20 protein-coding genes, 1 other RNA gene and 1 pseudogene are annotated in these 22,992 nt (G+C 61.6%); 12 read left to right on the top strand and 10 right to left on the bottom strand.

The features are described 5' to 3' along the window. Positions 1-249 precede the first annotated feature (249 nt). Both QN224_RS23475 and QN224_RS23480 read right to left on the bottom strand, forming a co-directional pair. On the bottom strand, positions 250-438 hold the full coding sequence (locus QN224_RS23475; RefSeq protein ID WP_283978578.1) for a DUF1192 domain-containing protein: 189 nt from the start codon (positions 436-438) through the stop codon (positions 250-252). Continuing rightward, positions 425-1,726, bottom strand: a complete 1,302-nt coding sequence (locus tag QN224_RS23480) for an MFS transporter (RefSeq protein ID WP_283978579.1) — start codon at positions 1,724-1,726, stop codon at positions 425-427. The genes QN224_RS23475 and QN224_RS23480 overlap by 14 nt, the downstream gene beginning before the upstream one ends. A gap of 243 nt (positions 1,727-1,969) precedes the next feature. Between QN224_RS23480 and QN224_RS23485 the strand changes: the two genes are divergently transcribed. Both QN224_RS23485 and QN224_RS23490 read left to right on the top strand, forming a co-directional pair. Beyond that, positions 1,970-2,125 (top strand): hypothetical protein, encoded by a 156-nt coding sequence (locus QN224_RS23485; RefSeq protein WP_283978580.1) that lies wholly within the window; start codon positions 1,970-1,972, stop codon positions 2,123-2,125. A gap of 211 nt (positions 2,126-2,336) precedes the next feature. Beyond that, the gene (locus tag QN224_RS23490; protein ID WP_283978581.1) at positions 2,337-4,247 is read left to right on the top strand and encodes a tetratricopeptide repeat protein; all 1,911 of its coding nucleotides are present in this window, start codon (positions 2,337-2,339) and stop codon (positions 4,245-4,247) included. A gap of 22 nt (positions 4,248-4,269) precedes the next feature. On the opposite strand, the gene QN224_RS23495 is transcribed toward QN224_RS23490, so the two are convergent. The 6 genes from QN224_RS23495 to tkt form a co-directional block, all read right to left on the bottom strand. Next, positions 4,270-5,187 (bottom strand): PhzF family phenazine biosynthesis protein, encoded by a 918-nt coding sequence (locus QN224_RS23495; protein WP_283978582.1) that lies wholly within the window; start codon positions 5,185-5,187, stop codon positions 4,270-4,272. Between the two features lie 187 nt (positions 5,188-5,374). Further along, the gene (locus QN224_RS23500; RefSeq protein WP_283978583.1) at positions 5,375-6,400 is read right to left on the bottom strand and encodes a class I fructose-bisphosphate aldolase; all 1,026 of its coding nucleotides are present in this window, start codon (positions 6,398-6,400) and stop codon (positions 5,375-5,377) included. A gap of 243 nt (positions 6,401-6,643) precedes the next feature. Continuing rightward, a complete protein-coding gene (gene pgk, locus QN224_RS23505; protein ID WP_283978584.1) occupies positions 6,644-7,843 on the bottom strand; it encodes a phosphoglycerate kinase in 1,200 nt (399 codons plus the stop codon). Next, positions 7,843-8,433 (bottom strand): putative glycolipid-binding domain-containing protein, encoded by a 591-nt coding sequence (locus tag QN224_RS23510; protein ID WP_283978585.1) that lies wholly within the window; start codon positions 8,431-8,433, stop codon positions 7,843-7,845. The genes pgk and QN224_RS23510 overlap by 1 nt, the downstream gene beginning before the upstream one ends. Positions 8,434-8,438: 5 nt before the next feature. Beyond that, positions 8,439-9,449, bottom strand: a complete 1,011-nt coding sequence (gene gap, locus QN224_RS23515; RefSeq protein ID WP_173509173.1) for a type I glyceraldehyde-3-phosphate dehydrogenase — start codon at positions 9,447-9,449, stop codon at positions 8,439-8,441. Positions 9,450-9,520: 71 nt separating this feature from the next. Continuing rightward, a complete protein-coding gene (gene tkt, locus QN224_RS23520; RefSeq protein ID WP_283978586.1) occupies positions 9,521-11,503 on the bottom strand; it encodes a transketolase in 1,983 nt (660 codons plus the stop codon). A 519-nt stretch (positions 11,504-12,022) separates the two neighbouring features. Here tkt and QN224_RS23525 point away from each other — a divergent pair. The 3 genes from QN224_RS23525 to ssrS all read left to right on the top strand — a co-directional run bounded on the left by QN224_RS23525 (position 12,023) and on the right by ssrS (position 12,896). Beyond that, positions 12,023-12,292, top strand: coding sequence for a DUF4164 domain-containing protein (locus QN224_RS23525; RefSeq protein ID WP_283978587.1), 270 nt, complete (start codon positions 12,023-12,025; stop codon positions 12,290-12,292). Between the two features lie 10 nt (positions 12,293-12,302). Beyond that, on the top strand, positions 12,303-12,680 hold the full coding sequence (locus QN224_RS23530) for a cell division protein ZapA (RefSeq protein WP_269281517.1): 378 nt from the start codon (positions 12,303-12,305) through the stop codon (positions 12,678-12,680). Positions 12,681-12,737: 57 nt separating this feature from the next. Then, a non-coding RNA gene (gene ssrS / locus QN224_RS23535) (6S RNA) lies at positions 12,738-12,896 on the top strand. A gap of 51 nt (positions 12,897-12,947) precedes the next feature. Here the strand turns inward: ssrS and QN224_RS23540 are convergent. Further along, positions 12,948-13,860: pseudogene (locus QN224_RS23540) on the bottom strand (LysR family transcriptional regulator). Positions 13,861-13,937: 77 nt separating this feature from the next. Between QN224_RS23540 and QN224_RS23545 the strand changes: the two are divergent. Beyond that, entirely contained in the window at positions 13,938-14,168 is a 231-nt protein-coding gene (locus tag QN224_RS23545; protein WP_283978589.1) for a hypothetical protein, read from the top strand. On the opposite strand, the gene QN224_RS23550 is transcribed toward QN224_RS23545, so the two are convergent. Then, a complete protein-coding gene (locus tag QN224_RS23550) occupies positions 14,163-14,372 on the bottom strand; it encodes a transcriptional regulator (RefSeq protein ID WP_283978590.1) in 210 nt (69 codons plus the stop codon). The genes QN224_RS23545 and QN224_RS23550 overlap by 6 nt on opposite strands. Before the next feature lie 397 nt (positions 14,373-14,769). Here QN224_RS23550 and QN224_RS23555 point away from each other — a divergent pair, with 397 nt between their 5' ends. The 6 genes from QN224_RS23555 (at position 14,770) to QN224_RS23580 (ending at position 22,900) form a co-directional block, all read left to right on the top strand. Next, entirely contained in the window at positions 14,770-15,351 is a 582-nt protein-coding gene (locus QN224_RS23555) for a 5-formyltetrahydrofolate cyclo-ligase (protein WP_173509179.1), read from the top strand. Positions 15,352-15,464: 113 nt separating this feature from the next. After that, on the top strand, positions 15,465-16,289 hold the full coding sequence (locus QN224_RS23560; protein ID WP_173509180.1) for a TIGR00282 family metallophosphoesterase: 825 nt from the start codon (positions 15,465-15,467) through the stop codon (positions 16,287-16,289). A 290-nt stretch (positions 16,290-16,579) separates the two neighbouring features. Further along, positions 16,580-17,740, top strand: a complete 1,161-nt coding sequence (locus QN224_RS23565) for an efflux RND transporter periplasmic adaptor subunit (protein ID WP_283978591.1) — start codon at positions 16,580-16,582, stop codon at positions 17,738-17,740. Then, positions 17,737-20,919 (top strand): multidrug efflux RND transporter permease subunit, encoded by a 3,183-nt coding sequence (locus tag QN224_RS23570; protein WP_283978592.1) that lies wholly within the window; start codon positions 17,737-17,739, stop codon positions 20,917-20,919. Before QN224_RS23565 ends, QN224_RS23570 begins: the two co-directional genes overlap by 4 nt. Before the next feature lie 269 nt (positions 20,920-21,188). Next, positions 21,189-22,022 carry an MBL fold metallo-hydrolase gene (locus QN224_RS23575; protein WP_283978593.1) on the top strand — a complete coding sequence of 278 codons (834 nt, stop codon included), beginning with the start codon at positions 21,189-21,191 and terminating at the stop codon, positions 22,020-22,022. A 131-nt stretch (positions 22,023-22,153) separates the two neighbouring features. Continuing rightward, the gene (locus QN224_RS23580; RefSeq protein ID WP_269281533.1) at positions 22,154-22,900 is read left to right on the top strand and encodes a YebC/PmpR family DNA-binding transcriptional regulator; all 747 of its coding nucleotides are present in this window, start codon (positions 22,154-22,156) and stop codon (positions 22,898-22,900) included. Positions 22,901-22,992: the final 92 nt, after the last annotated feature.

A 22,992-nucleotide genomic window follows, 5' to 3' on the forward strand; every position in this document is an offset into this window, starting at 1 on the left:
AAAGGGTTAATCTCCACAATTCTTTGAAATACACCGGTCGCAAGACAAAAAAAGAGCCGCGGAAGGCGGCTCTCAAGGTAAAACAGGGAGAAAAATCAGACCCATTCGCCAGTCGGAGAAAATGTCTGAGTCCGGGAGAAACCGGATGACTCGACAATCGCCGAAAATGCTTAATTTGCCGTTAAGCAGCGTTCATTTCGGGTCGCGAAGAAGGAGGCGCGGGCGCAAGAAGACTTTGCGCGTCGTCACCTAGCGAAAGAGCTTCTCCGCTGCGGACTTGCTCGCCGACTTACGCGCCCGCTCGGCCTCCAGTCTTGCAATCTCCTCCGTCAAAAGCGCGATGCGCGCTGAAAGTTCATCGACCGAGAGCAGCGACAGGTCGCTGCCGATCTCGTGGACCGTCTTCTTCTTGGGAAGGTCGTCGTCAAACAGGCTCATTCGATCTCTCCTCTTCCTCGGGGTTGTCGCTGATATCGTCTCGCGGCTCATCGAGCGGTGCGGCGCGCGGCGAAAGCTGCAGGCTTTCCGGCGTCGTCGGCGTACCGGCGTTGACCGGCGAGAAGGCGTCGCGCTCAGCGACCGGAACCGGTGCGCGGCGGCGACTACGGACGATTGCGTAGGCCGTGATCAACATATGCGCGCAGGCAGTGATCATGAACAGGCCGTAAGGCCCCGTCGCCGTCATCACCGGTCCGCCGATCGTCGGGCCGATGATCGTGCCAATGCCGTAGAGCAGCAAGAGGCCGCCTGAAACCTTGACGAATTCTTCGGGCGTCGCGAAGTCGTTGGCGTGGGAGACGGCGATCGGATAAAGCGCATTGGCGGCCGCACCGTAGATGGCGATCAGCGTCAACACGATCCAGACCTGGCCCGGTTCGACGAGGAAGAGCAGGAGACCCGCAAGCGCGCCGATGCCGGCGAGCACCGCCAGCACGTAGCGCCGGTCGATGCTGTCGGAAATACGGCCCGCAGGCAACTGCATGACGGCTCCCGAAAAGATTGCCACGCTCATCATCGTTGCGACGGTGCTGTCGGAAAGACCGGCCTGGCGACCGAAGACCGCGCCGAGCGTTCCGAAGGCGCCGTTTGCGATACCGACCAGCAGAATCCCCAGGAAGGAGACCGGCGAATTGCGGTAGAGGCCGCGCAGATCGAGCCGGACCTGTTTCAGCGGCTGCGGCGAGGCGGCCTTGGAGAGCAGCGTCGGCAGCATCGCGACGCAATAGAGAATGCCGCAGATCATGAAGAAGAAGGTCGTCGACGTCTCGCCGAATGGGATCATCATCTGGCCGCCGACGACGCCGAACAAAGTGATCGCGATATAGAGCGAGAAGATCACGCCACGGCTTTCATTGGTGGCGCGCTCGTTCAACCAGCTTTCGATGATCATCGATGTGCCGGCGGTCGAGAAACCCGTGACAGCGCGCAATGCAACCCACCAGATCGGATCGACCAGGATGCCGGTTAGCAAGGAGATGATGGCGATCAGGGCGGTGAAGACACTGAAGGCGCGCACATGCCCGATGCGCTTGACGACATTCGGCCCCAGGAAGCAGCCGAGAACGAAGCCGGAGGCCCAGGAGGTGCCAAGGAGTCCGAGAATGGTCGTCGGATACCCTTCCGCCGTGCCGCGGACCGGCAGGAGCAGACTCTGCAGGCCGTTTCCAAGGAAGAGAAACAGGGTACCAAGCAGGAGCGCGGTGACGGGAAGCAGGTTCTTTCTCATCATCAATCCGAAAATCGTTCTGCCGTCAGCAAGCTAGGGCCGAGCTCCCGCAATTGCCAGCCGGATTCTGTGCCACCTGTCATTGCAAATCGGCGGCGGAAACAATAGCCCTCTATGCGACCAAAAGTGACGACGATATGACGTCGAGGAAAGAGACAGGAAAAGTGCACAAAGGTTTTCCGGCCCATCCCGCTTCGGCATCGCGGCCCGTCGTGGCGAACAGAGCTTTCGGGGATTGAACGAATGTCGAAGATCCTGGCGGCTCTCCTACTATTGGCAATGTGTGTTCAACTCATCAAGCCGTTCGGCTTGCCGGGGCTGCGCCAACGTCGTGACTTCTGGAAGATCGCGGTTTTCGCGATCGCGGTGATGATGGTCACCGTGCTTGTGCGGCCCTAGATCATTTCATCGTTTCGTTGAAACAGAGAACTGATCGAACTCTTTGAAGCCAGGCAATTCCGGACGGAAAATCGCGGCACGACCCAGAATAGTTGATGTCCCGTACGGCTGGTTCCATTTGAAACAGATCCTCTGTACGCGCCGGGCTATTCTGATGGCCGAGGTGCGGAAGTATCCGCACGACATCCAGACTATAAAAGGATAAGTTAGCTTGTTCGGACACAAGATGAAAATCGAGGGTCTCTTGGAACGTCGTCTGACCGCCATCCTCGCTGCCGATGTCGTGGGTTACAGCCGTCTCATGGGAACCGACGAGGCCGGCACGCTTGCAGCGATGAAGAGGCATCGCCGCGAGTTCCTGGAGCCAAAGATCGCAAACCACAAGGGACGCGTCGTCAAGCTTGCGGGCGACGGCATGCTGGTCGAGTTTTCGAGTGTGGTGAATGCCGTCGCCTGTGCAGCCGAGATCCAGCGCGGCATGCTCGCCAGGAACGAGGGCCTGCCAAGGAGCCGGCGCATCGAGCTCCGGATCGGTGTTCACCTCGGCGACGTCATCGTCGAAGACGGCGACATTTTCGGTGACGGGGTAAACGTGGCGGCTCGGCTCGAGGGCTTGGCCGAGCCTTCCGGCATCGCAGTTTCCGCCTCAGTGCGCGATCATGTCGGCTCGCGGCTCGACCTTGGCTTCGTGGACAAGGGGGAGCATGCGTTGAAGAACATTGCCGCGAGCGTCCGCGTCTACACCATCTCCTTCGGCGGCGGTGTAGCAGTACAGAAGCCAGCGGAGCCGACCGCCGTCACGGTAGAGCCCGGCTATGAGCTCTCGGTCGCCGTTCTTCCTTTCACGAACATGAGCCAGGATCCGGAGCAGGAATATTTCTCCGACGGCATCACCGAGGACATCATCACCGATCTGTCCAAGATTTCACGCCTGCATGTCGTCGCCCGAAACACCGTATTCACCTACAAGGGCAAGCCGGTGAAGGTGAAGCAGATCGCCCAGGAACTCGGTGTCCGCTTCATTCTCGAAGGCAGTGTCCGCAAGGTGGGCGAGCGGGTGCGCATCACGGGCCAACTTATCGACGCGCAGACCGGCGGACATTTGTGGGCGGACCGCTACGATCGCGAACTCACGGATATCTTCACGATCCAGGACGAGATCACGCATGCGATCGTCGACCAACTCAGGATCAAGCTGTTGCCGGAGGAGAAGAAAGCGATCGAGAGCGATCCGACCACCTCCGTGGAAGCCTATACCTACTATCTTCGGGGTCGGCAGTTCTCCCGTACCTGGACCCGGCCCTACCTGCTGCTTGCGCGCCGGATGTTCCTGAAGGCTGTCGAACTCGATCCGAAGTATGCTCGTGCCTATGCGGGCATAGCCGAATGCGAATGTGCGATCAGGGATTGGCACGAAAAGGAGTTTTCGCTCGACAGCATTCTAGAGATGAGCGCAAGGGCGCTCGCCCTCGACTCAAATCTGGCGGAAGCGCATGCCTCACGCGGGCTGGCATTGAATCACCAAGGGCAAACGGAGGAGGCCGGCCGCGAGTTCCGCCAGGCTCTGGCGCTTGATCCCTCGCTTTATGAAGCGAATTTATACTATGGTCGCTTCCTGTTTGCGCTGGGTCGGTTTCAGGAAGCGGTCGGATTCTTCCAGCGCGCGGCCGAGATCAGGCCGGACGACTATTTTTCGCCAATTCATTTGATGGGTTGCTACTTCTCGCTCGGGATGGAAACCGAGCGCCAGCGCTGGGCGCGCATCGGCATCGAGCGGGCCGAACGCGCGCTCGAGCGGCATCCGGAAAATGCCAGCCCGGCGCATCGCGGCGCGCTGGCGCTCGCGCACATGGGCGAACCCGAGCGCGCGAAGGAATGGGTGACTCGTGCGCTGGCGATCGATCCGGACGACGTGGTCGCGCAATACAATGCAGCCTGCGTCTACTCGCTTCTCGGCGAGGGCGAGCGCGCGCTGGATCTCCTTGAGACCGTCGTGCCGCAGAGTTCCTGCTATCACCTCCATTGGTTCCAGCAGGACTCCGATCTGGACGCCATTCGCGACCACCCGCGCTTCCGCGCGCTCCTCGACGCGTTCGGGAACCAGGAGGCCGCGACGCGCTGAACCTCGCGCTGTCGCGGCAGAATCACACCTCGATCGATCCGCGCATGACGGCCACGCAATCGCCCGAGACGCCGACCTTGCGGATCGAGCCGCCCTGCTTGCTGACGGCAACGGTTATGAGGCTGCGCCGACCCATCTCGACTCCCTGTTCGATCGTGAGTTGGATTTCCGCGTCGGCATCCGGAAGGAGCGAGACGAGATAGGCGCCGAGCGCGGCGCAAGCGCTGCCGGTTGCTGGGTCCTCGATGACATTGTCGAGCGGCGCGAACATGCGGGCTCTTACCTGCCACGGCTGCTGCTGGGTGCGGGCGTAGAGGAACAGGCTGAAGCTGTCTTCGGCAAGCGGATAGCGTGCATTCGCTTCGTCGAAGACGCTAACGTTCGGGCGCGCCATCGCGAGCGTTTCCACATCCCGGATTTCGGCGACCGCGAAGGGAAGGCCGACGGAAATCCGCACCGGCGCGTGGCAGCGATCGCTCACGCTTTCTGGGCGGAGTGAGGCACAGGCGGCGATGGTCGCTGTGTCAATGACCGGGCCGATGGCAAGCTGCTGTGGCGCGACGATGCTCGCGCCTGTAACAACGCTGTCTTGGCGCAAGAGGGCCACCTCGACCAATCCCGCCTTTTCCTCGAAACGCAGGTGGTCGCCCGGCAACTTGCCGAAGATTTCCGATTGTCGACCGAGCACGAAGGCGGTGCCGACATTCGGATGTCCAGCAAACGGCACTTCGGTCGTGGGCGTGAAAATGCGCACCCGCGCGGTGTTTGCGGGATCGCCTGGCGGAAGCACAAAGGTGACTTCGGAATAGCCGAATTCCGTGGCGATCGCCTGCATCTGGCGATCGGTCAATCCGCGTGCGTCGGGGATCACGGCAAGCTGATTTCCGGCGAAGCGCTCGGAGGTGAAAACATCGACAGTGGCGAAGGAAACGGTTGTCATTGAAATGCTCCTGCTCGATCGACATACCGATAGAGCCGTTGTGCGCCGGCCGGAACAGCGAACTTGTCTCCCTGACAATTGCCGCGCGGCGGAGATCGCCGCTATCCATCCCCAAGCAAAAGCCCGGCGACATCGCTGCCGCCGGGCCTTCTCCTCGCTCCCCACTTTTCGGTCCGGTGCTGACGCCTCAGGCGGCCTTTTCGAGGTCCTTTTTCCAGCTGCCCTTGGCCGCGAGGCTGCACATCTTCGCACGATGCGTGAAGGCGCGCTGGCCGGCGGCGACGTTTTCCGCCTTGCCGTTCCAGGCGGTGAGCGCCTCCTGCTGCAGAGCGCGGCCATAGGAGAAGGTGAGCTTCCAGGGCAGGTCGTGCGCTGTGTTGATGGCGGAAAGATGCGCGGTTGCTTCCTCCGTCGACTGGCCGCCGGAGAGGAAGGCGATGCCCGGAACGGCGGAAGGCACGGTGCGCTTCAGCACCTTGACCGTGCGCTCGGCAACCTCGCTGACGGACGCCTTGCGCGCCTTCTTGCCGTCGATCACCATGCTCGGCTTCAGGATCATGCCTTCGAGCTTGACGCGCGCGTCGCCGAGTTCCTCGAACACGGTGCGCAGCACCCATTCCGTAACCTCTTCGGAACGCTCGATCGAGTGGTCGCCGGGGGCGCCGTCCATCAGCACTTCCGGCTCGACGATCGGCACGATCTTCGCTTCCTGGCAGAGTGCGGCGTAGCGGGCCAGTGCATGGGCGTTGGCCTTCACTGCACCCCAGGTCGGAAGGGTATCGGAGACGGCTATGACACCGCGCCATTTGGCAAAGCGGGCGCCGGCCTCATGATACTTGGCGAGCCGTGCCGCGAGGCCGTCGAGGCCTTCGGTGATCGTCTCCTTTGCGAAATAGGGCAAGGGCTTTGCGCCAGTGTCGACCTTGATGCCGGGAATCGAGCCGGCCTGCCGGATGATCTCGACGAGCGGCGTGCCGTCGGCTGCGTTCTGGAACAGCGTTTCTTCGTAAAGAATGACGCCGGAGATGTAGTTGCGCATCGCTTCCTCCGACCGCAGCAGCATCTCGCGATAGTCGCGGCGCGAGGTCTCGGTGGATTCCAGTGCAATGCTGTCGAAGCGCTTCTTTATTGTTGCGGTCGACTCGTCAGCGGCGAGCAGGCCCCGGCCATTGGCGACCATCGCAACCGCAATATCTTCCAGTCTTTCGCTCATGTTTTTTCTCCTTAGACAGCGCCGATCACGAACGGAGCGGGCGACGAATGAAAACAAGTTCGGTCTGAGGCGCAGATGCGTCCGCCGCGTTCCGAATAAAGGCGCGATAACAGAAGAAATTGTCCGGGAAAATGGCGGGAAAATCGACTAAAACGATTTAAATTATTTTAATCGTTTGAAATATCATAATTATTTTTACCTTCCGACCCAGGCCGATGAGCTTGCCCGGGTCGGAAAGCCTGATCACTTCTGCTGGTGGAGGATGTCGACGCCCGGTAGCGGCTTGCCTTCCATCCATTCAAGGAAGGCGCCGCCGGCCGTCGAAACATAGGTGAAATCGTCGGCGACTTCGGCATGGTTGAGGGCTGCGACCGTATCGCCGCCGCCGGCAACCGAGACGAGCGAACCGGCCCTCGTGCGGGCTGCCGCATGCTTGGCGGCAGAGACGGTCGCCTTGTCGAAGGGTGTGATTTCGAAAGCACCGAGCGGACCGTTCCACACAAGCGTTTCGGCGCGAGAGATCCAGTCGTTGACTGCGGCGACCGATTTCGGGCCGACATCCAGCATCATGGCATCAGCCGGGATCGCCTTGGTATCGACGACTTCGTTGTCTGCGCCGGCCTTGAACTCGCGAGCCACGACGCCGTCTTCCGGCAGCACGATGGCGCAACCGGCCGAGGACGCGGCGGCAATGATCGATTTTGCCGTGTCCGCTAGGTCATGCTCGCAGAGGGACTTGCCGACATCGATACCCTGTGCGGCGAGGAAGGTATTGGCCATGCCGCCGCCGATCACCAGGGCGTCGACTTTCTTCACCAGGTTCTGGAGCAGGTCGATCTTGGTCGAGACCTTGGCGCCGCCGACGATAGCGACGACCGGGCGCTTCGGGTTGCCAAGGCCCTTTTCGAGGGCTTCGAGCTCGGCCTGCATGGTTCGGCCGGCATAGGCCGGAAGGTGGTGCGCGAGCCCCTCGGTCGAGGCATGGGCGCGATGGGCGGCGGAGAAGGCGTCATTCACGTAGATGTCGCCATTGGCGGCCAGCGCCGTGACGAAAGCCGGATCGTTCTTTTCCTCGCCCTTGTGGAAGCGGGTGTTTTCAAGCAGGAGCACATCGCCGTCGTTCATCTCGGCAATGGCATTGGCGGCCTTGTCGCCGATGCAGTCGGCGGCGAAATGAACGCGCTGGTCGAGAATTTCCTCGACGGCGGGCGCGATCATCTTCAGCGACATGTCGGCGACCGGCTCGCCCTTAGGCCGGCCGAAATGGGCAAGCAGGATGACCTTGGCACCCTTTTCCGAGAGCTCGCGAATGGTCGGCGCCACGCGCTCGATGCGGGTGGTATCGGTCACCTGACCGTCCTTGACTGGTACGTTGAGATCGACGCGCACCAGTACGCGCTTTCCGGCGATGTCGGTCAGATCGTCGAGAGTCTTGAAAGTCATCAGATAGTCTCCGGTGATAGTCTCTGGAAAAGGGTAGGGTAGTCGATGACGAGGCCGTCCTCGTCCACCGGCAGGTCGGCCGTGAAGCTTCCATCCTCTGCCTCGAAGCGGTAGAGCTTACCGTTCTCGAGGCAGGTGTAATGCTGGCCGTCGACCGTGGGTTCGAAGCTATCGAACGGCACAAAGAGCATCTTGAGCTTTGTCGTACCGGCTTTCCGGTTGAGGTTGAGCCTGCGGATCGGGAGCGTGTTGGTGAAGGGTGTGCCGGCCAGGTCGATGTCGATGCAGCCGTCGAATTCAGGAAGGGCGACGCCGTTGAGGTCGCGCCAATGGCCCTGGCGGTCTGAGAGCAGGTGCAACGTCCTGCCTTCCGTCGTTTCGATCAGCAACGACATCACTTGCCAGTGCGCGTCGCAGTCGATCCGGTAACGCAGACCATAAGGACGGCCGCCGCGCTCACCGATAACGACGCTTTCGGCGCGGATGGCCGCGCCGGCCGTTGCTTCAAGAGCCGTGAGGCTCAGATGTTCGAGCCCTTCCCCTTCGAGCGGGCGCCACCGCACCGTCGTTGAGGAAAGGGCCCGAAACATCGGTCTTACAGGAGCTTGCCGAGGGCGACCGCCGTATCCGCCATGCGGTTCGAGAAGCCCCACTCGTTGTCGTACCAGGAGAGGATCGACACGAACTTGCCTTCCATGACCTTGGTCTGATCCATATGGAAGATCGAGGAATGCGGGTCATGGTTGAAGTCGACGGAGACGTTCGGCTGAAGCGTATAGCCGAGAATGCCCTTGAGCGGACCATCGGCGGCTGCCTTGATAGCCGCGTTGACCTCTTCCTTGGTCGTCTCGCGCTTGGCGACGAACTTGAGATCGACGACCGAGACGTTCGGGGTCGGCACGCGCACGGAGACACCGTCGAGCTTGCCCTTCAGTTCGGGCAGCACGAGGCCGACGGCCTTGGCAGCACCGGTGGAGGTCGGGATCATCGACAGGGCGGCCGCACGTGCACGGTAGAGATCCTTGTGCATCTGGTCGAGCGACGGCTGGTCGTTGGTGTAGGAGTGGATCGTCGTCATCATGCCGTGGTCGATGCCGATGGCGTCGTGCAGCACCTTGGCGACCGGCACCAGGCAGTTGGTCGTGCAGGATGCGTTGGAGATGACGAGGTGGTCCTTCGTCAGCTTGTCGTGGTTGACGCCGTAGACGACCGTCAGATCGGCGCCGTCCGCGGGGGCCGAGACGATGACGCGCTTGGCGCCGGCTTCGAGGTGGGCGGCCGCCTTGTCGCGCGCGGTAAAGATGCCGGTGCACTCCATGGCGATATCGACGCCGAGTTCCTTGTGCGGCAGTTCAGCCGGATTACGGATGGCGGTCACCTTGATCGGCTTGCCGTTGTTGATGACGATGGCGTCGCCCTCGACCTTCACATCAGCCGGGAACCGGCCGTGGATGGAATCGAAACGCAGCAGGTGCGCATTCGTCTCGACCGGGCCGAGGTCGTTGATGGCGACGACTTCGATGTCGGTGCGGCCGGATTCGACGATCGCGCGGAGCACGTTGCGGCCGATGCGGCCAAAACCGTTGATGGCGACTTTCACTGTCATGTCGGGTCTCTCCCTGTCAGAATGGCATTGTACGGAAAGAGGGCGCCCTTGGGGAGCGCCCTCGGGCTTGATCAGGACAGTTTGGCTTCCGCGGCCGCTACGACGGCTTCCGGCGTGATGCCGAAATGCCTGTAGAGGTCCTTGTAGGGACCGGAGGCGCCGAAGCTCGACATGCCGATGAACGTGCCATCGGTGCCGATGAAGTGATCCCACCCCTGCCGGACGCCGGCTTCGACCGCAATCTTGACCGGTGAATCGCCGATGATGGCCTGCTGGTAGTCTTCGCTCTGTTCGGCAAAGAGCTCGAAGCAGGGAACCGACACGACGCGCGTCGAAACGCCCTTGGCGGTGAGCGTCTGGCAGGCCTTGACGGCGATCTCGACTTCCGAGCCGGTAGCGAAGATCGTCACCTGGGCATCGCTTGCGGAAATCAGGTCGTAGGCGCCACGGGCGCAGAGATTTTCTTCCTCATACTCCGTGCGCACGGCCATCAGGTTCTGGCGCGTAAGCGCGATGCCGGACGGACGGTTATGGCTTTCGAGCGCAAGCTGCCAGCATTCGGCGGTTTCCGTCGCGTCGGCGGGACGGAACATCAACAGGTTCGGAATGGCGCGTAGCGCAGCCATGTGCTCGACCGGCTGATGGGTCGGACCGTCTTCGCCGAGACCAATGGAATCATGGGTCAGCACATGGATGACGCGGATGCCCATCAGCGCGGCGAGGCGGATCGACGGGCGGCAATAATCCGAGAAGATCAGGAAGCCGCCGGAATAGGGGATGAGGCCGCCATGCAGCGCCATGCCGTTCATCGCCGCCGCCATGCCGTGCTCGCGCACGCCATAGTGGATGTAGCGGCCGGAGAAGTTGTCCGGGGTGATCGAATGGGTCTGGCTCGTCTTGGTGTTGTTCGAGCCGGTGAGGTCGGCGGAACCGCCGATCGTCTCGGCGAGAACGCCATTGATGACTTCGAGCGCGTCCTCGGAAGCCTTGCGGGTCGCGGGCGACGGCTTGGTGTCAGCGAGTTTCTGCTTGTAGGCGCTGATTGCGGAGGCAAGGCTCCCTTCGAGTTCGCCGGAGAAGCGGCGGATGAACTGTGCCTTCTTCTCGGTCTCGGTCTTTTCGAGGCGCTCTTCCCAGTCTTTCCGCACCTTGGTCGAGCGAAGGCCGGCGAGACGCCAGGCGTCGAGCACGTCCGAGGGAACGGTGAAGGCTTCGGCCTCCCAGCCAAGCGCCTTGCGGGTGGCGGCGATTTCGTCGGCGCCGAGCGGCGAACCATGGACCTTGTGGGTACCGGCCTTGTTCGGGGCGCCGAAACCGATGACGGTCTTGCAGGCGATCATCGTCGGCTTGTGGGATTTCTGGGCCTGTTCGATCGCTGCCGCAATCGCGTCCGGATCGTGACCGTCGATCGCGATGGTGTTCCAGTTGCAGGCGCGGAAGCGGGCATGCTGGTCGGTCGAATCGGCGATCGAGATCGGGCCGTCGATCGAGATGTTGTTATCGTCCCAGAAGACGATCAGCTTGTTGAGCTTGAGGTGGCCGGCAAGCGCGATCGCTTCCTGGCTGATGCCTTCCATCAGGCAGCCATCGCCGGCGAGCACGTAGGTATAGTGCTCCATCAGGTCGCTGCCGAACTCGTCACGCAGCTTGCGCTCGGCGATCGCCATGCCAACCGAATTCGCGAGACCCTGGCCAAGCGGACCGGTGGTGGTCTCGATGCCGGCCGCATGGCCGTATTCCGGATGGCCGGCCGTGCGGGAGCCAAGCTGACGGAAGTTCTTGATCTCGTCGATGGTGATGTCCTCGTAGCCCGTGAGATAGAGCAGCGAGTAGAGCAGCATCGAGCCGTGGCCGGCCGAAAGCACGAAGCGGTCGCGGTTGGGCCAGGCGGGGTTCTTGGGATCGAAGCTGAGGTATCGCGTGAAGAGAACCGTTGCGATATCGGCAGCGCCCATTGGGAGACCCGGGTGGCCGGAATTTGCCTTCTCGACGGCGTCCATGGAGAGGAAGCGGATCGCATTTGCCATCCGATCGTGTTTTTCGCGAGAGATCATGACTGTTCCGTTTGAGTTCGGTGGTCAGGGACGGTCTCTATCCTCCAAGACCGTGTGAGAAGCGGCAGACACATAGCAGGTGCTCCACGCGAGTCAATAAATACGGGCCTTCCGCGGCCAAATGGCGACGTGCTTTTCGATACCGTTCTTGTGCGGGCAGCATACAGTATGAGTGCGATTGCTCGGGAGCAATGATCCACAGCTTCCGACGGCGTTTTGCCGCACGGGGCATTGTTGAGACTTATGTAATGGGTTTAAAAAGAACCGAGGCGAAGCAGCGGACTGCGTCTGGCGATTCGGCTCTTCCGGAGCGGCGCGTTCGGGGAACGTGCAGACGACTCTACAGCGCCGCGCGCCCAATCGGACGCGCTAAGGTCGCTGTAGCGCTTTGAAATGCTGCGTGATTTTGTCCTAAATCGATTTCGATTTGAGGAATCATGCGGCGGCAGATTGATTTAGGGCGGGGCGGAAATCCGCTTCACACTTTTCCTCATCCCGCTCTAGAGAGGTATCGGGAGCATGCCGGCAAAGACGGTCAAAGCGGCGATCGAGGAGCTACGGAACGCGGTGCAATCGCTTGAGGGGGCGATAGACGGTCGTTTCGACAAGGAAAGGGATTTGAGCGAGTTCGAGGGCGAGGTGCGGCGGGTCAATATCGATCGCTCGCGGCTGGCGCAGGAACTCGATCAGTCCCAGTTCCGGGCCAATCGGCTGGAAGAGGTCAACCGCGAAGTCTCCCGTCGCCTGGTGACGGCGATGGAAACCATTCGAGCGGTGCTGGATCGTTGAGGTTTACGCTATGGCGCAGGTAACGGTGACGATCGACGGCAAGGCCTACCGGATGGCCTGCGAGGAAGGGCAAGAGGATCATCTGAGCGACCTCGCGGCGAGGTTCGATCAATATGTGAGCCACCTAAAGGGACAGTTCGGGGAAATCGGCGACCTGCGGCTGACCGTGATGGCCGGCATCATGGTCATGGATGAACTCAGCGAGGTCAATCGCCGGCTCAAGAGCCTCGAGACGGAACTGGGCAACCTGAAGAGCGGCCGCGACGTTCAGCTTTCCGAGCAGGCGAGGAGCGAGGAGGCGCTGGCCTCGGCACTCAGCGAAGTGACGGCGCAGATCCACAGCATTGCCGCCAAGCTCAACGGCCGCGCCGGTGCTCCGGCGAACTGATCGTCTTCTTTAAAAACGCCTCTGGCGAAAACCGCCAAGAGCCTCTATATCTGAGCGCGCGGTCTGCGCTTCCCGACAGGAACCACAATCCCCGGGGCCATACACGATCTCAAGGGAGTTGTCCCTGGCCGAACTCGTGGGTTCGGACACACGGCGCCCACCTACTTTGTAGGCACCCGGGATCGTAAACAATCCACCGGTCGTCGTGGATCGCACTTCCCCTTTCTCGTAGCGGATCCTGCTGCTACAGCGTCTTTGCGCGTCTTATCAGACGCGCGGCACTGTAGTGCCCAGGAAAGCGCTGCGAATGGCATCGGCCATTGCGTCGGTCGTCGGTGATCGGTTCTCCGATCTCGTGCGCAGCACCACGTTCGACATGTCGATGACACCAAAACCGTCGTCCTCGGTCAGTTCGCGGCAACCGGGCGGTATGGCGCTGCGCGACAGCGGCGCGATCGCAAGACCTGAAACGACGGCGGCTATCAGGCCGCCGCTCGTACGGCTGACATAGGCGACACGGCTCCGTCTCCCACGCTTCTTCAAATTCTGCATCGCCAGGTCGTCGCACCATCCGCCCGTTGCATAAGTATAGGCGGCGATCGGCAGGGGCTGCCGCTCGTGTATGCCGTGTTGATCCGAGGTCACCCAGACGGTTGGATCCACCATGAGGACCTCGTTCTTGCTGCGTCCACCTGGCTCGAAAACGATGGCGATATCGATCTCGCCCGCCTCCAGCGCTGCCAGGTTGGACATCGACGTACCCTGTTGCACCGTGACCTCCACGCCAGGATGGATGGCGGCGAACGCACCCAAGGCTTTTGGCAGGGTGGAGTTGATGTATTCCTCGGGGATGCCGATCCTGACCGAGCCGTCCAAGGCCGGCTGGCGCATGGATGCCGCCGTGTCATCGAGAAGGGCGACGATGCGCCGCGCATTGTCGACGAGGCGCTGACCTTGCGTCGTCAGCACGACCCCGCGCGAATGCCGGTCGAACAGCGCGTCGCCCAGCATGTCCTCAAGCTTCTTGATCTGCATGCTCACGGCCGACTGGGTGCGGCCGACGTTGTCGGCCGCCTTGGTCAGATTGCCGGAGTCGGCAACCGCGAGGAAGGTTCTCAGGAGATCGCTGTCGAGTGGAAAGGACATGTAACCAGCCATCAGAAAATCTGATGATAGGTATGTTCGCAATTCGTTTGTCAGATGTCAACCAATGGCGGAAAATACAACTCTTTCGAGCGTCCTTTCGGAGATCCGCTCATGAGCATGCCCTTCACTGCCCGTTCCGCCAGCGCTTCCTCGATCATGCAACTCCGTTCGCTGCTTGGGCACTGGCGTGCCTGGCAGGCGTCGCAGGTCGCGCAGTGCCGCGAGGCGCCGTGGGACAATCCGCGATTGCTCAAGGACGCTGGCCTGAGCGGGCCTCGCTGGCCGGCGGGCCTGGACGGCGCGCGCCTGGAAGCCGTCTATCGTTCCCACTGGATGTTATGAAATCAGATGGAGCCTTGCTGCGCGAAAGATCGCTTCGGCGAGGTTGCCTGCCTGCAGCTTCCGCATCGCGCCGTCGAGCGCCCTGTTGATGCGTTCCATCGGAATGTCCGTCTCACAAACCATCTCCTGCCGGCTCCTGCCGCGGGCGGCAAGGGCGAGGCAACGCAACTCGAGGGCGTCGAGTTGATTCATCTTTTCGGCCATGGACTTCCGCCCGCCACTCTCGCTCGCAAGGCCGTGCCGCCGCAATGCACGCGGGATTTGGCCTGAGCTAATTATTTGAAATCGCGAACGTATCTGCACACGCCAGGCGACTTTCGAAAGCGGAACCGTGCCTAGAGCGCCGTGCGTTCGAATGAACGCGCAAAGGATGCTCTAGTGATCAATGACGCGCGAACGCCGGGCCGAAATGGGAAAGGCGCGGAGGATTGTTGCGCAGCTACAGCGCCGTGCGTTCTACCAGACGCACAGAGGTCGCTGTAGCACCTTGAATTACTGCGTGTTTTTATCCTTAAATCCGCTCCGATTTAAGGAGACATGCGGTGGGCGCTTCGCGCTAAACCGGCATGAAGGGCGAGGAGCCCGCAGGGAGAGGTCTCGGATGTCACCGAAGGATTTGAAGGCAGCGCTGCGAAAGGAACGCCTGGCTTTGCGGGATGCGATGCCGTTGGAAGTGCGTATCGAGGCGAGCCTTTCCATGGCCGACCACGCCGGCGATGTCATTGCACTCGACCCCGGTCATGTCGTTTCCGGCTTCTGGCCGATTCGCTCGGAAGCGGACATCCGGCCGCTGATGGTACGGCTCAAGGATCGCGGCGCGCGGCTCTGCCTGCCGGTGATCATCGACAAGAACACCATCCTTTTTCGCGAGCTCGTCGATGGCGTGGCGGTGGTCCAGACCGGCTTCGGTACGACCGGGCCGGGCCCGGACGCGCCAGAGATCGATCCCGACATCATGCTCGTGCCGCTTTCGGCCTTCGATTCGGTGGGGCATCGGATCGGCTATGGTGCCGGCTATTATGACCGCGCAATCGACCGCTTGCGCCGCAAAGGTCACATGCCGCGACTCATCGGGATTGCATTCGACTGCCAGGAAGTGGCATCAGTGCCGGCTGAACCGCACGACGTGGCGCTTGACGCGGTGCTGACGGAGAGCGGTTTTCGGCATTTTAGAGCGGAATGAGGAAAAGTGCGCGGTTTCCGCCGCATCCCGCTCTAGCTTTTAGAACCGATCACGTTGTGGGACTTAGGGTCGATTGACCCAAACCATGGTGATCCAAGCGGGATTGAACGGGTATGCGACTTCTTTTTCTGGGGGACATGGTTGGCAAGACGGGCCGCACGGCCGTCTGGGAGCGTCTCCCGGGATTGGTCGGCGACCTGAAGCTCGACTTCGTCATCGTCAACGGCGAGAACGCCGCCGGCGGTTTCGGCATTACCGAAGACATCTTTCTCGAAACGATCAATGCCGGCGCCGACGTGGTGACGACCGGCAATCATGTGTGGGACCAGAAGGAAGCGGTGGTCTTCTGCGAGAGGCACGACCAGTTCCTGCGCCCGGCAAACTATCCGGCCGGGACGCCGGGGCGCGGATCCAATCTCTTCTTTGCCCGCAACGGCGCCCGCGTGCTGGTCGCCAACATCATGGGGCGGGTCTTCATGCATCCCGAGCTCGACGACCCTTTCAAGGCCGCCGAGACGATCCTCGATGCCTGTCCGCTCGGGGAGCAGGCTGACGCCATTGTCTTCGACTTCCATGCGGAGGCCACCAGCGAAAAGCAATGCTTCGGCCATTTCGTCGACGGCCGCGCGAGCTTCGTGGTCGGAACGCACACCCATGTTCCGACTGCCGACCATCAGATCCTCAACGGCGGCACCGCCTATATGAGCGATGCCGGAATGTGCGGGGACTATGACTCGTCGCTCGGCATCGACAAGGAAGAGCCGCTCAATCGGTTCATCTCCAAGATGCCCAAGGGCCGCTTCGAGGCGGCTTCCGGCCCGGCAACGATCTGCGGCGTCGGCGTCGAGATTTCCGATCGCACGGGCCTTGCGGAGAAGATCGCGCCGCTCCGACTTGGCCCGAGACTCAGCGAAACGATCCCGCAGTTCTGGTCGTAATCCCAGGATAGCCCGCGCGATCTGGCGATTTTACACGCGATTTCTGGCGTTTGCCGCCGGCAATCCGGTGCTGCATATCGTCTTTCCCGAGTTGCCTTTTTTCAAGTGACAGCCCCACCAAATGGTGGCAGGTTAGCGTCAAATCCAGAGCCGCACGGGATGCGGCCGCCGTTTGCAAGTTTTCCATTTGATGCCGCCCGCAGGCTCCTGCTTCGGGTTTTCAGTGTCGCCAGATGTGCCGGGTTCGCGCCGGTCGGTTTGGTGGTTTCAAGCGCTTTCGGAGGACGTGCATGTTGCTAAAGTGGCATTTGCCAACGATTTTCAGCGTTCCGTTCTTTCTTCTTGCCGCACTGCCCGCGGCTGCCCAGAACGCACCGCCGCCGCCGACTGTGACCGTTGCCAAACCGGTGGTGCGCGATGTGATCGACGCTGACGAATTCATCGGCCGCTTCGAACCCGTCGACGAGGTCGCCGTCCGCTCCCGGGTCGGCGGCTATCTCGACGAGGTCTTATTTACCGACGGTGCACTGGTGAAGAAAGGCGACAAGCTTTTCGTCATCGACCAGCGACCGTTCCGCACCGCTCTCTCCCAGGCCGAAGCCTCGCTTGAAGCGGCGCGATCGACGCTTCAGTTCGCGGAATCCCAGTTCAAACGCACGGAATCGCTCGCCGGTACGGGCACGCTCTCGGTATCAGCGCTCGACGACGATCGTCGTGCGCTGCTTGCGGCGCAAGCCAATGTGCGCGGCTCCGAGGCGGCCGTCGAGCGGGCCAGGCTCGATCTCGAATATACGACGATCACGGCACCGCTGAGCGGCCGCGTTGACCGGCGCCTGTTGTCGCCGGGCAACCTCGTCCAGGCGGATCAGACCGTGTTGACGACGATCGTTTCGCTCGATCCGATCGATTTCTATTTCGACGTCGACGAGCGGCGGGTACTTTCCTACGCCCGCACCGCGCGGGAGCGGGGCAGCGTGCTTCAGGAGGGCGGGGGGGCGCTCAACGTACTGGTTACGATTGCCGACGCCAGCGAACGACCATTCGAAGGCAAGCTCGACTTCTCGGAAAACAGGGTCGACAACCAGACAGGCACGATGCGCCTGCGCGCCCGGTTCGCGAACCCGAACTTCATCCTCCAGCCAGGCCTCTTCGGGCGCGTGGAGGTTGAAGGCTCCAATACCTACAAGGCGATCCTCGTTCCTGATGAGGCGATCGCCGCCGACCAGAACGAACGCGTCGTCTACGAGGTCGGCGAGGATGGAAGCGTCATGACCAAGCCCGTGCGTCTCGGGCCGCGACTGCATGGCTACCGGGTCATTCGCAGCGGCATGACGGGCGAGGAGACGATCATCGTCAACGGTCTCATGCGCGCCCGACCCGGCGCGAAAGTGAAGCCCGAACTCGTCGTGCTCCCGCAGGAAGCAGCGCAAGCGGCGGAGAATGCCCAATGAGATTTGCGCACTTCTTCGTCGATCGGCCGATCTTCGCTTCGGTGCTGTCGATCGTTCTCCTGATCGTCGGCGGCATCGCCTATTTTCAGTTGCCGGTGGCGCAATATCCGGAAATCGCCCCGCCCACCATCGTCGTGCGCGCCTCCTATCCGGGGGCGGATGCCGAGACCATCGCCAATACCGTCGCCACGCCGCTCGAACAGGAAATCAACGGCGTCGAGAACATGCTCTACATGTCCTCCTATTCGACTGCCGACGGCTCGATGGCATTGACGATCACGTTCAAGCTCGGCGCGGACCTCGACCAGGCGCAGGTTCTGGTGCAGAACCGCGTTTCCGTAGCCGAACCGCGACTGCCGGAGGAGGTCCGGCGCATCGGTGTCACCACGACCAAAAGCTCGCCGGACCTGATGATGGTCGTTCATCTGCTGTCGCCGAACGATCGCTACGACCAACTCTATGTCTCCAACTACGCCCGTACGCGCATCCGCGATCTGCTCGTTCGGCTGGACGGCGTCGGTGATGTTACCCTGTTCGGCGAGCGCGAATATGCGCTGCGCGTGTGGCTCGATCCGCAGAAGCTCTCCGCCTACGGCATGACCTCGGGTGATGTGGTCGAGGCGCTGCGCGAGCAGAACGTCCAGGTTTCTGGCGGTGCCATCGGCGGACCGCCGATGTCGGGCGACAGCGCCTTCCAGTACACGGTTACGACCGACGGGCGTTTCAGCGACGCCCGGCAGTTCCGCTACGTGATCGTCAAGGCCACGGAAGACGGCAGGCTTGTGCAGTTGCAGGATGTCGCCCGCGTCGAGCTCGGCGCCCGCGAATACGTCACCAACAGCTATCTGAACGGCAGCCCCGCCGTCGCGCTCGGCATCTTCTCGCGCCCTGGTACCAACGCGCTCGCCGCGGCGGAAGCGATCCAGGCCACCATGGCGGAGCTTTCGAAGGATTTTCCGGAGGGGCTGGAATACAGGATCATCTACAATCCGACGGAATTCATCGCGGAGTCGATCAATGAGGTCTACAAGACGATCGGCGAGGCCGCGATCCTGGTGGCCCTCGTCGTCATCGTTTTCCTGCAATCCTGGCGCACGGCGATCATTCCGATCGTGGCCATCCCCGTCTCGCTGATCGGTACCTTCGCGCTGCTTTTTGCCTTCGGCTTCTCGCTGAACATGCTGACGCTCTTCGGCCTGGTGCTTGCGATCGGCATCGTCGTCGATGACGCGATCGTCGTCGTCGAGAACGTCGAGCGCAATCTCGCGCAAGGCATGACCCCGAGGGAAGCGGCGCATGTGACGATGGACGAAGTGGGCGCGGCGGTCATCGCGATTTCGCTCGTCTTGACTGCGGTGTTCGTACCGACCGCCTTCATTCCCGGCATAGCCGGCCAGTTCTATCTGCAGTTTGCGGTGACCATTGCGGTGGCGACAGTCATCTCTGCGCTCAATTCTCTGACGCTTTCGCCGGCACTTGCAGCCATTCTGTTGCGGCCGCATGAAAGTCACGAGCATGAAAGCCGCAATCCGATCACACGGTTCGGTCGGGCGCTCGCCAATGGCTTTAACCGTGGCTTCGATCGCATGGCCGATGGTTACGGATGGGTGGTGCGCAACCTCGTCAAGACACGGATGGCGCTCGCGGCCGCGCTCATCGTTTTCGTCGGCCTCCTTGGTGCTACCTGGTACATGGCCCAAGTCGTGCCGCGCGGCTTCATTCCGACGATGGACCAGGGCTATGCCATCGTCGTCATCCAGCTTCCGGACGGCGCCTCGCTCGAACGGACCGACGCGGTCGTGCAGCGGGCATCGGCGATGATCAGGGACGTGCCCGGCGTCAGGGACGCAGTCGCGTTTGCCGGTTTCAGCGGCGCGACTTTCACCAATGCGTCCAACTCCGGTGTCATCTTCACGCCCTTCGACAGTTTCGAGGAGCGGCTCGCCAACGGGCAGAGCGCCACCCAGATCATCGGTCAGATCTTCGGCACGATGCAGAGCATCCAAGAGGCCTTCATCATCGCCATTCCGCCGCCGTCCGTGCGCGGCATCGGCAATGCCGGTGGCTTCAAGATGCAGGTCATGGACCGCCAGAGCGCCGACATGCGCCGTGCGCTCGGGCTTGCCCGCCAGATGATGGGCATGGCCAGCCAGACCGAAGGGCTGACCGGGGTCTTCACCACCTTCTCGGCATCGAGCCCGCAATTCTTCCTGGCGATCGACCGCGACAAGGCGCGAGCATTGAACGTGCCGATCCCGAATATCTTCGAGACGCTCTCGATTAATCTGGGGACGTCCTATGTCAACGATTTCAATGCATTCGGCCGCGTCTACCAGGTTCGCGCCCAGGCCGACCAGGAATATCGCGTGGAGAGGGAGGATATTCTCGCTCTGAAGGTGCGTTCCGCGTCGGGTGCGCTGGTACCGCTCGGAACGCTTGTCGAGATCCGCGATACCAGCGGACCTTCGCTCGTCCAGCGCTACAACATGTATGTTTCAGTGCCGCTCCAGGGCAATCCCGCGCCTGGCGTCTCGACCGGCACGGCACTCGACAAGATGGAGGAACTCGCCGCCCAGGTCCTGCCGCAAGGTACCACCTTCGAATGGACCGAGCTTGCCTTCCAGGAGCGCCAGACAGGCAACACGGCCGCCTTCATCTTTGCGCTTTCGGTGATTTTCGTCTTCCTCGCGCTCGCCGCACAATATGAAAGCTGGGTGCTGCCGCTGGCGATCATCCTGATCGTGCCGCTTGCCGTTCTCGCCGCGCTTCTCGGCGTTGCCATCCGCGGGTTCGACAACAACGTGCTCACGCAGATCGGCCTCATCGTGCTGATCGGCCTTGCCGCGAAGAACGCGATTCTGATCGTCGAATTCGCGAGGCAAGGAGAGGACGAAGGCAAGACGCCGGTCGAAGCAGCGATCGACGCAAGTCGTGTGAGGCTTCGGCCGATCCTGATGACCGCCTTTGCCTTCATCCTCGGCGTCGTGCCGCTGGTGATCGCAACAGGTCCCGGCGCCGAAATGCGCCAGTCGCTCGGCACGGCGGTCTTTTCCGGCATGCTGGGCGTGACGTTTCTCGGCCTGTTCCTGACGCCCGTCTTCTATGTGACGCTGCGCTCGCTGGGCAGGAAACGTGCCAAGGTCATCAAGGAAGAAGCGGCAGGGGCGCCGGCGGAATGACATGTCTCCTGGGCCGGTCTGAAGGAAACGCTTCGAGCCGGGCGTTCGAGAAATGCGGACAATGACGCGATTGTGAGCGCTGGCGGTTGTTTGGCGCTGGACGGAGCGGCGACCTTGAATGATCCTGCCACGCGCTAGATCACGATGACCTTAGGTCTCATCGACCTAAGGTCATCGTGATCTATTCTAATGAGTTAGAGCGGGATGCGGCGGAAAACCGCGCACATTTTTCCTCATCCCGCTCTGAAAACGCGTGTGAGGGGTGAAGGATGCTGCTCCGATACCTTGCCTACACTCTTGCCACCATCTGGCTGATCCATAGTTTTTGGCCGGAACATGCCCATGCGCAGCAGTCTCCGCCCCCGGTCAGCCAATGCCAGGCGATCGCGGAAGCAACGCCGAAGGCGACGTTCGTCAGCGTCACGCCTCCGGGGGCAACGCTTGCGGCCGCAGCCGACAGCGAGGTCGACATAACCTATCTCGGCCACTCGACATTCCTGATCGAAACGCCGGGCGGCATTTCGATCGCCACGGACTATAACGGCTGGTTCCGGCCTCCCGCGCCGCCCACCGTGGTGACGATGAACAAAGCCCATTCCAGCCATTACACGCTGGCGCCGGATACTGCCATTCGCCACGTCCTGCATGGCTGGGGCGAGGATGGCGAGGCGGCCGACCATGATCTGGTCGTCGGCGACGCCTATATCCGCAACGTGACGACGGACATACGCTCCGGCTACGGAGGCTCGGAACTCAACGGTAATTCGATCTTCATCTTCGAGGTCGCGGGGCTCTGCATCGGCCATCTCGGTCACCTCCATTACGAGCTCGACGACAGCCATTACCGTCAGATCGGCCGGCTAGACGTGCTCATGGTGCCTGTCGACGGCGGCCTGACCATGGGGGCCGAAAGCATGAGCCGCGTCGTTTCCCGCTTGCGTGCGGCGCTGATCCTGCCGATGCACCGGCCGCCGTTGATCGACGATTTTCTGGCGATGTTCGGCGACGGCTTTGACAAGAGCTTTGCCACGGGGGCGACCGTCAAGGTCTCGCTCCGATCCTTGCCGAGCAAGCCGTTGATCTATGTTCTGAAGGGCATGTGAGTGAGGCGCCGTTTCGATCACGGTCGCCATTTGCCGCGAATTGAAAAGACGCGGCCCCCTGCTGGACGGGGCGCGGCAATAAAACTATAAGGCGCCCCATCTCATTAAATTTCATGCATGCAGAGGGTGCCATGGCTGGCCATTCACAGTTCAAGAACATCATGCACCGCAAGGGCCGTCAGGATGCGGTGCGCTCTAAAATGTTTTCCAAGCTCGCGCGCGAAATCACTGTCGCGGCAAAATCCGGCATGCCCGACCCGGCGATGAATCCGCGCCTCAGGCTCGCGATCCAGAACGCCAAGGCGCAGTCGATGCCGAAGGACAACATCGAGCGGGCGATCAAGAAGGCGTCGGGTGGCGATGCGGAGAACTATGAGGAAGTCCGTTACGAGGGCTACGGCCCGGGCGGCGTCGCCGTCATCGTCGAGGCGCTGACCGACAACCGCAACCGCACCGCCTCGAATGTCCGCTCGACCTTCACCAAGGCTGGCGGCGCACTTGGCGAAACCGGCTCGGTTTCCTTCTCATTCGATCGCGTCGGCGAAATCACCTACAAGCTTTCCGTCGGCGATGCCGACAAGGTCATGGAAGCGGCGATCGAAGCGGGTGCCGATGACGTGACGACGGACGAGGATGGTCATACGATCATCTGCGGCTTCGAGGACATAGGCGAGGTCTCGAAGGCCCTCGAGGAGGTTCTTGGCGAAGCGGAAACCGTCAAGGCGATCTGGAAAGCGCAGAACACCGTGCCGGTGGACGAGGAAAAGGCGCAGTCGCTGATGAAGCTGATCGACAACCTCGAAGACGACGATGACGTTCAGAACGTCTATTCGAACTTCGAAGTTTCCGATGAGGTTCTTGCCAGGCTTTCGGCCTGACGTTCCCTTTTGATCTGACGAAAACGACCCGCGCTCCGAGTGGAACGCGGGTTTTTTGTTTCAGCATGGCTTCGCAGCCGACGAAACTCTCG

It is taken from the genome of Sinorhizobium sp. 7-81, assembly GCF_030124405.1.
In the GTDB taxonomy this organism is placed as follows: Bacteria; Pseudomonadota; Alphaproteobacteria; order Rhizobiales; family Rhizobiaceae; genus Sinorhizobium; species Sinorhizobium psoraleae.

What these genes read in the sequence shown, in the direction of transcription:
- QN224_RS23570 (WP_283978592.1), top strand. Translation starts at nt 17,737, where the DNA reads ATGAGATTTGCGCACTTCTTCGTCGATCGGCCGATCTTCGCTTCGGTG.
- QN224_RS23555 (WP_173509179.1), top strand. Translation starts at nt 14,770, where the DNA reads ATGTCACCGAAGGATTTGAAGGCAGCGCTGCGAAAGGAACGCCTGGCT.
- tkt (WP_283978586.1), bottom strand. Translation starts at nt 11,503, where the DNA reads ATGATCTCTCGCGAAAAACACGATCGGATGGCAAATGCGATCCGCTTC.
- pgk (WP_283978584.1), bottom strand. Translation starts at nt 7,843, where the DNA reads ATGACTTTCAAGACTCTCGACGATCTGACCGACATCGCCGGAAAGCGC.
- QN224_RS23510 (WP_283978585.1), bottom strand. Translation starts at nt 8,433, where the DNA reads ATGTTTCGGGCCCTTTCCTCAACGACGGTGCGGTGGCGCCCGCTCGAA.
- QN224_RS23500 (WP_283978583.1), bottom strand. Translation starts at nt 6,400, where the DNA reads ATGAGCGAAAGACTGGAAGATATTGCGGTTGCGATGGTCGCCAATGGC.
- QN224_RS23530 (WP_269281517.1), top strand. Translation starts at nt 12,303, where the DNA reads ATGGCGCAGGTAACGGTGACGATCGACGGCAAGGCCTACCGGATGGCC.
- QN224_RS23565 (WP_283978591.1), top strand. Translation starts at nt 16,580, where the DNA reads ATGTTGCTAAAGTGGCATTTGCCAACGATTTTCAGCGTTCCGTTCTTT.
- gap (WP_173509173.1), bottom strand. Translation starts at nt 9,449, where the DNA reads ATGACAGTGAAAGTCGCCATCAACGGTTTTGGCCGCATCGGCCGCAAC.
- QN224_RS23475 (WP_283978578.1), bottom strand. Translation starts at nt 438, where the DNA reads ATGAGCCTGTTTGACGACGACCTTCCCAAGAAGAAGACGGTCCACGAG.
- QN224_RS23560 (WP_173509180.1), top strand. Translation starts at nt 15,465, where the DNA reads ATGCGACTTCTTTTTCTGGGGGACATGGTTGGCAAGACGGGCCGCACG.
- QN224_RS23485 (WP_283978580.1), top strand. Translation starts at nt 1,970, where the DNA reads ATGTCGAAGATCCTGGCGGCTCTCCTACTATTGGCAATGTGTGTTCAA.
- QN224_RS23550 (WP_283978590.1), bottom strand. Translation starts at nt 14,372, where the DNA reads ATGGCCGAAAAGATGAATCAACTCGACGCCCTCGAGTTGCGTTGCCTC.
- QN224_RS23575 (WP_283978593.1), top strand. Translation starts at nt 21,189, where the DNA reads ATGCTGCTCCGATACCTTGCCTACACTCTTGCCACCATCTGGCTGATC.
- QN224_RS23525 (WP_283978587.1), top strand. Translation starts at nt 12,023, where the DNA reads ATGCCGGCAAAGACGGTCAAAGCGGCGATCGAGGAGCTACGGAACGCG.
- QN224_RS23580 (WP_269281533.1), top strand. Translation starts at nt 22,154, where the DNA reads ATGGCTGGCCATTCACAGTTCAAGAACATCATGCACCGCAAGGGCCGT.
- QN224_RS23545 (WP_283978589.1), top strand. Translation starts at nt 13,938, where the DNA reads ATGAGCATGCCCTTCACTGCCCGTTCCGCCAGCGCTTCCTCGATCATG.
- QN224_RS23480 (WP_283978579.1), bottom strand. Translation starts at nt 1,726, where the DNA reads ATGAGAAAGAACCTGCTTCCCGTCACCGCGCTCCTGCTTGGTACCCTG.
- QN224_RS23495 (WP_283978582.1), bottom strand. Translation starts at nt 5,187, where the DNA reads ATGACAACCGTTTCCTTCGCCACTGTCGATGTTTTCACCTCCGAGCGC.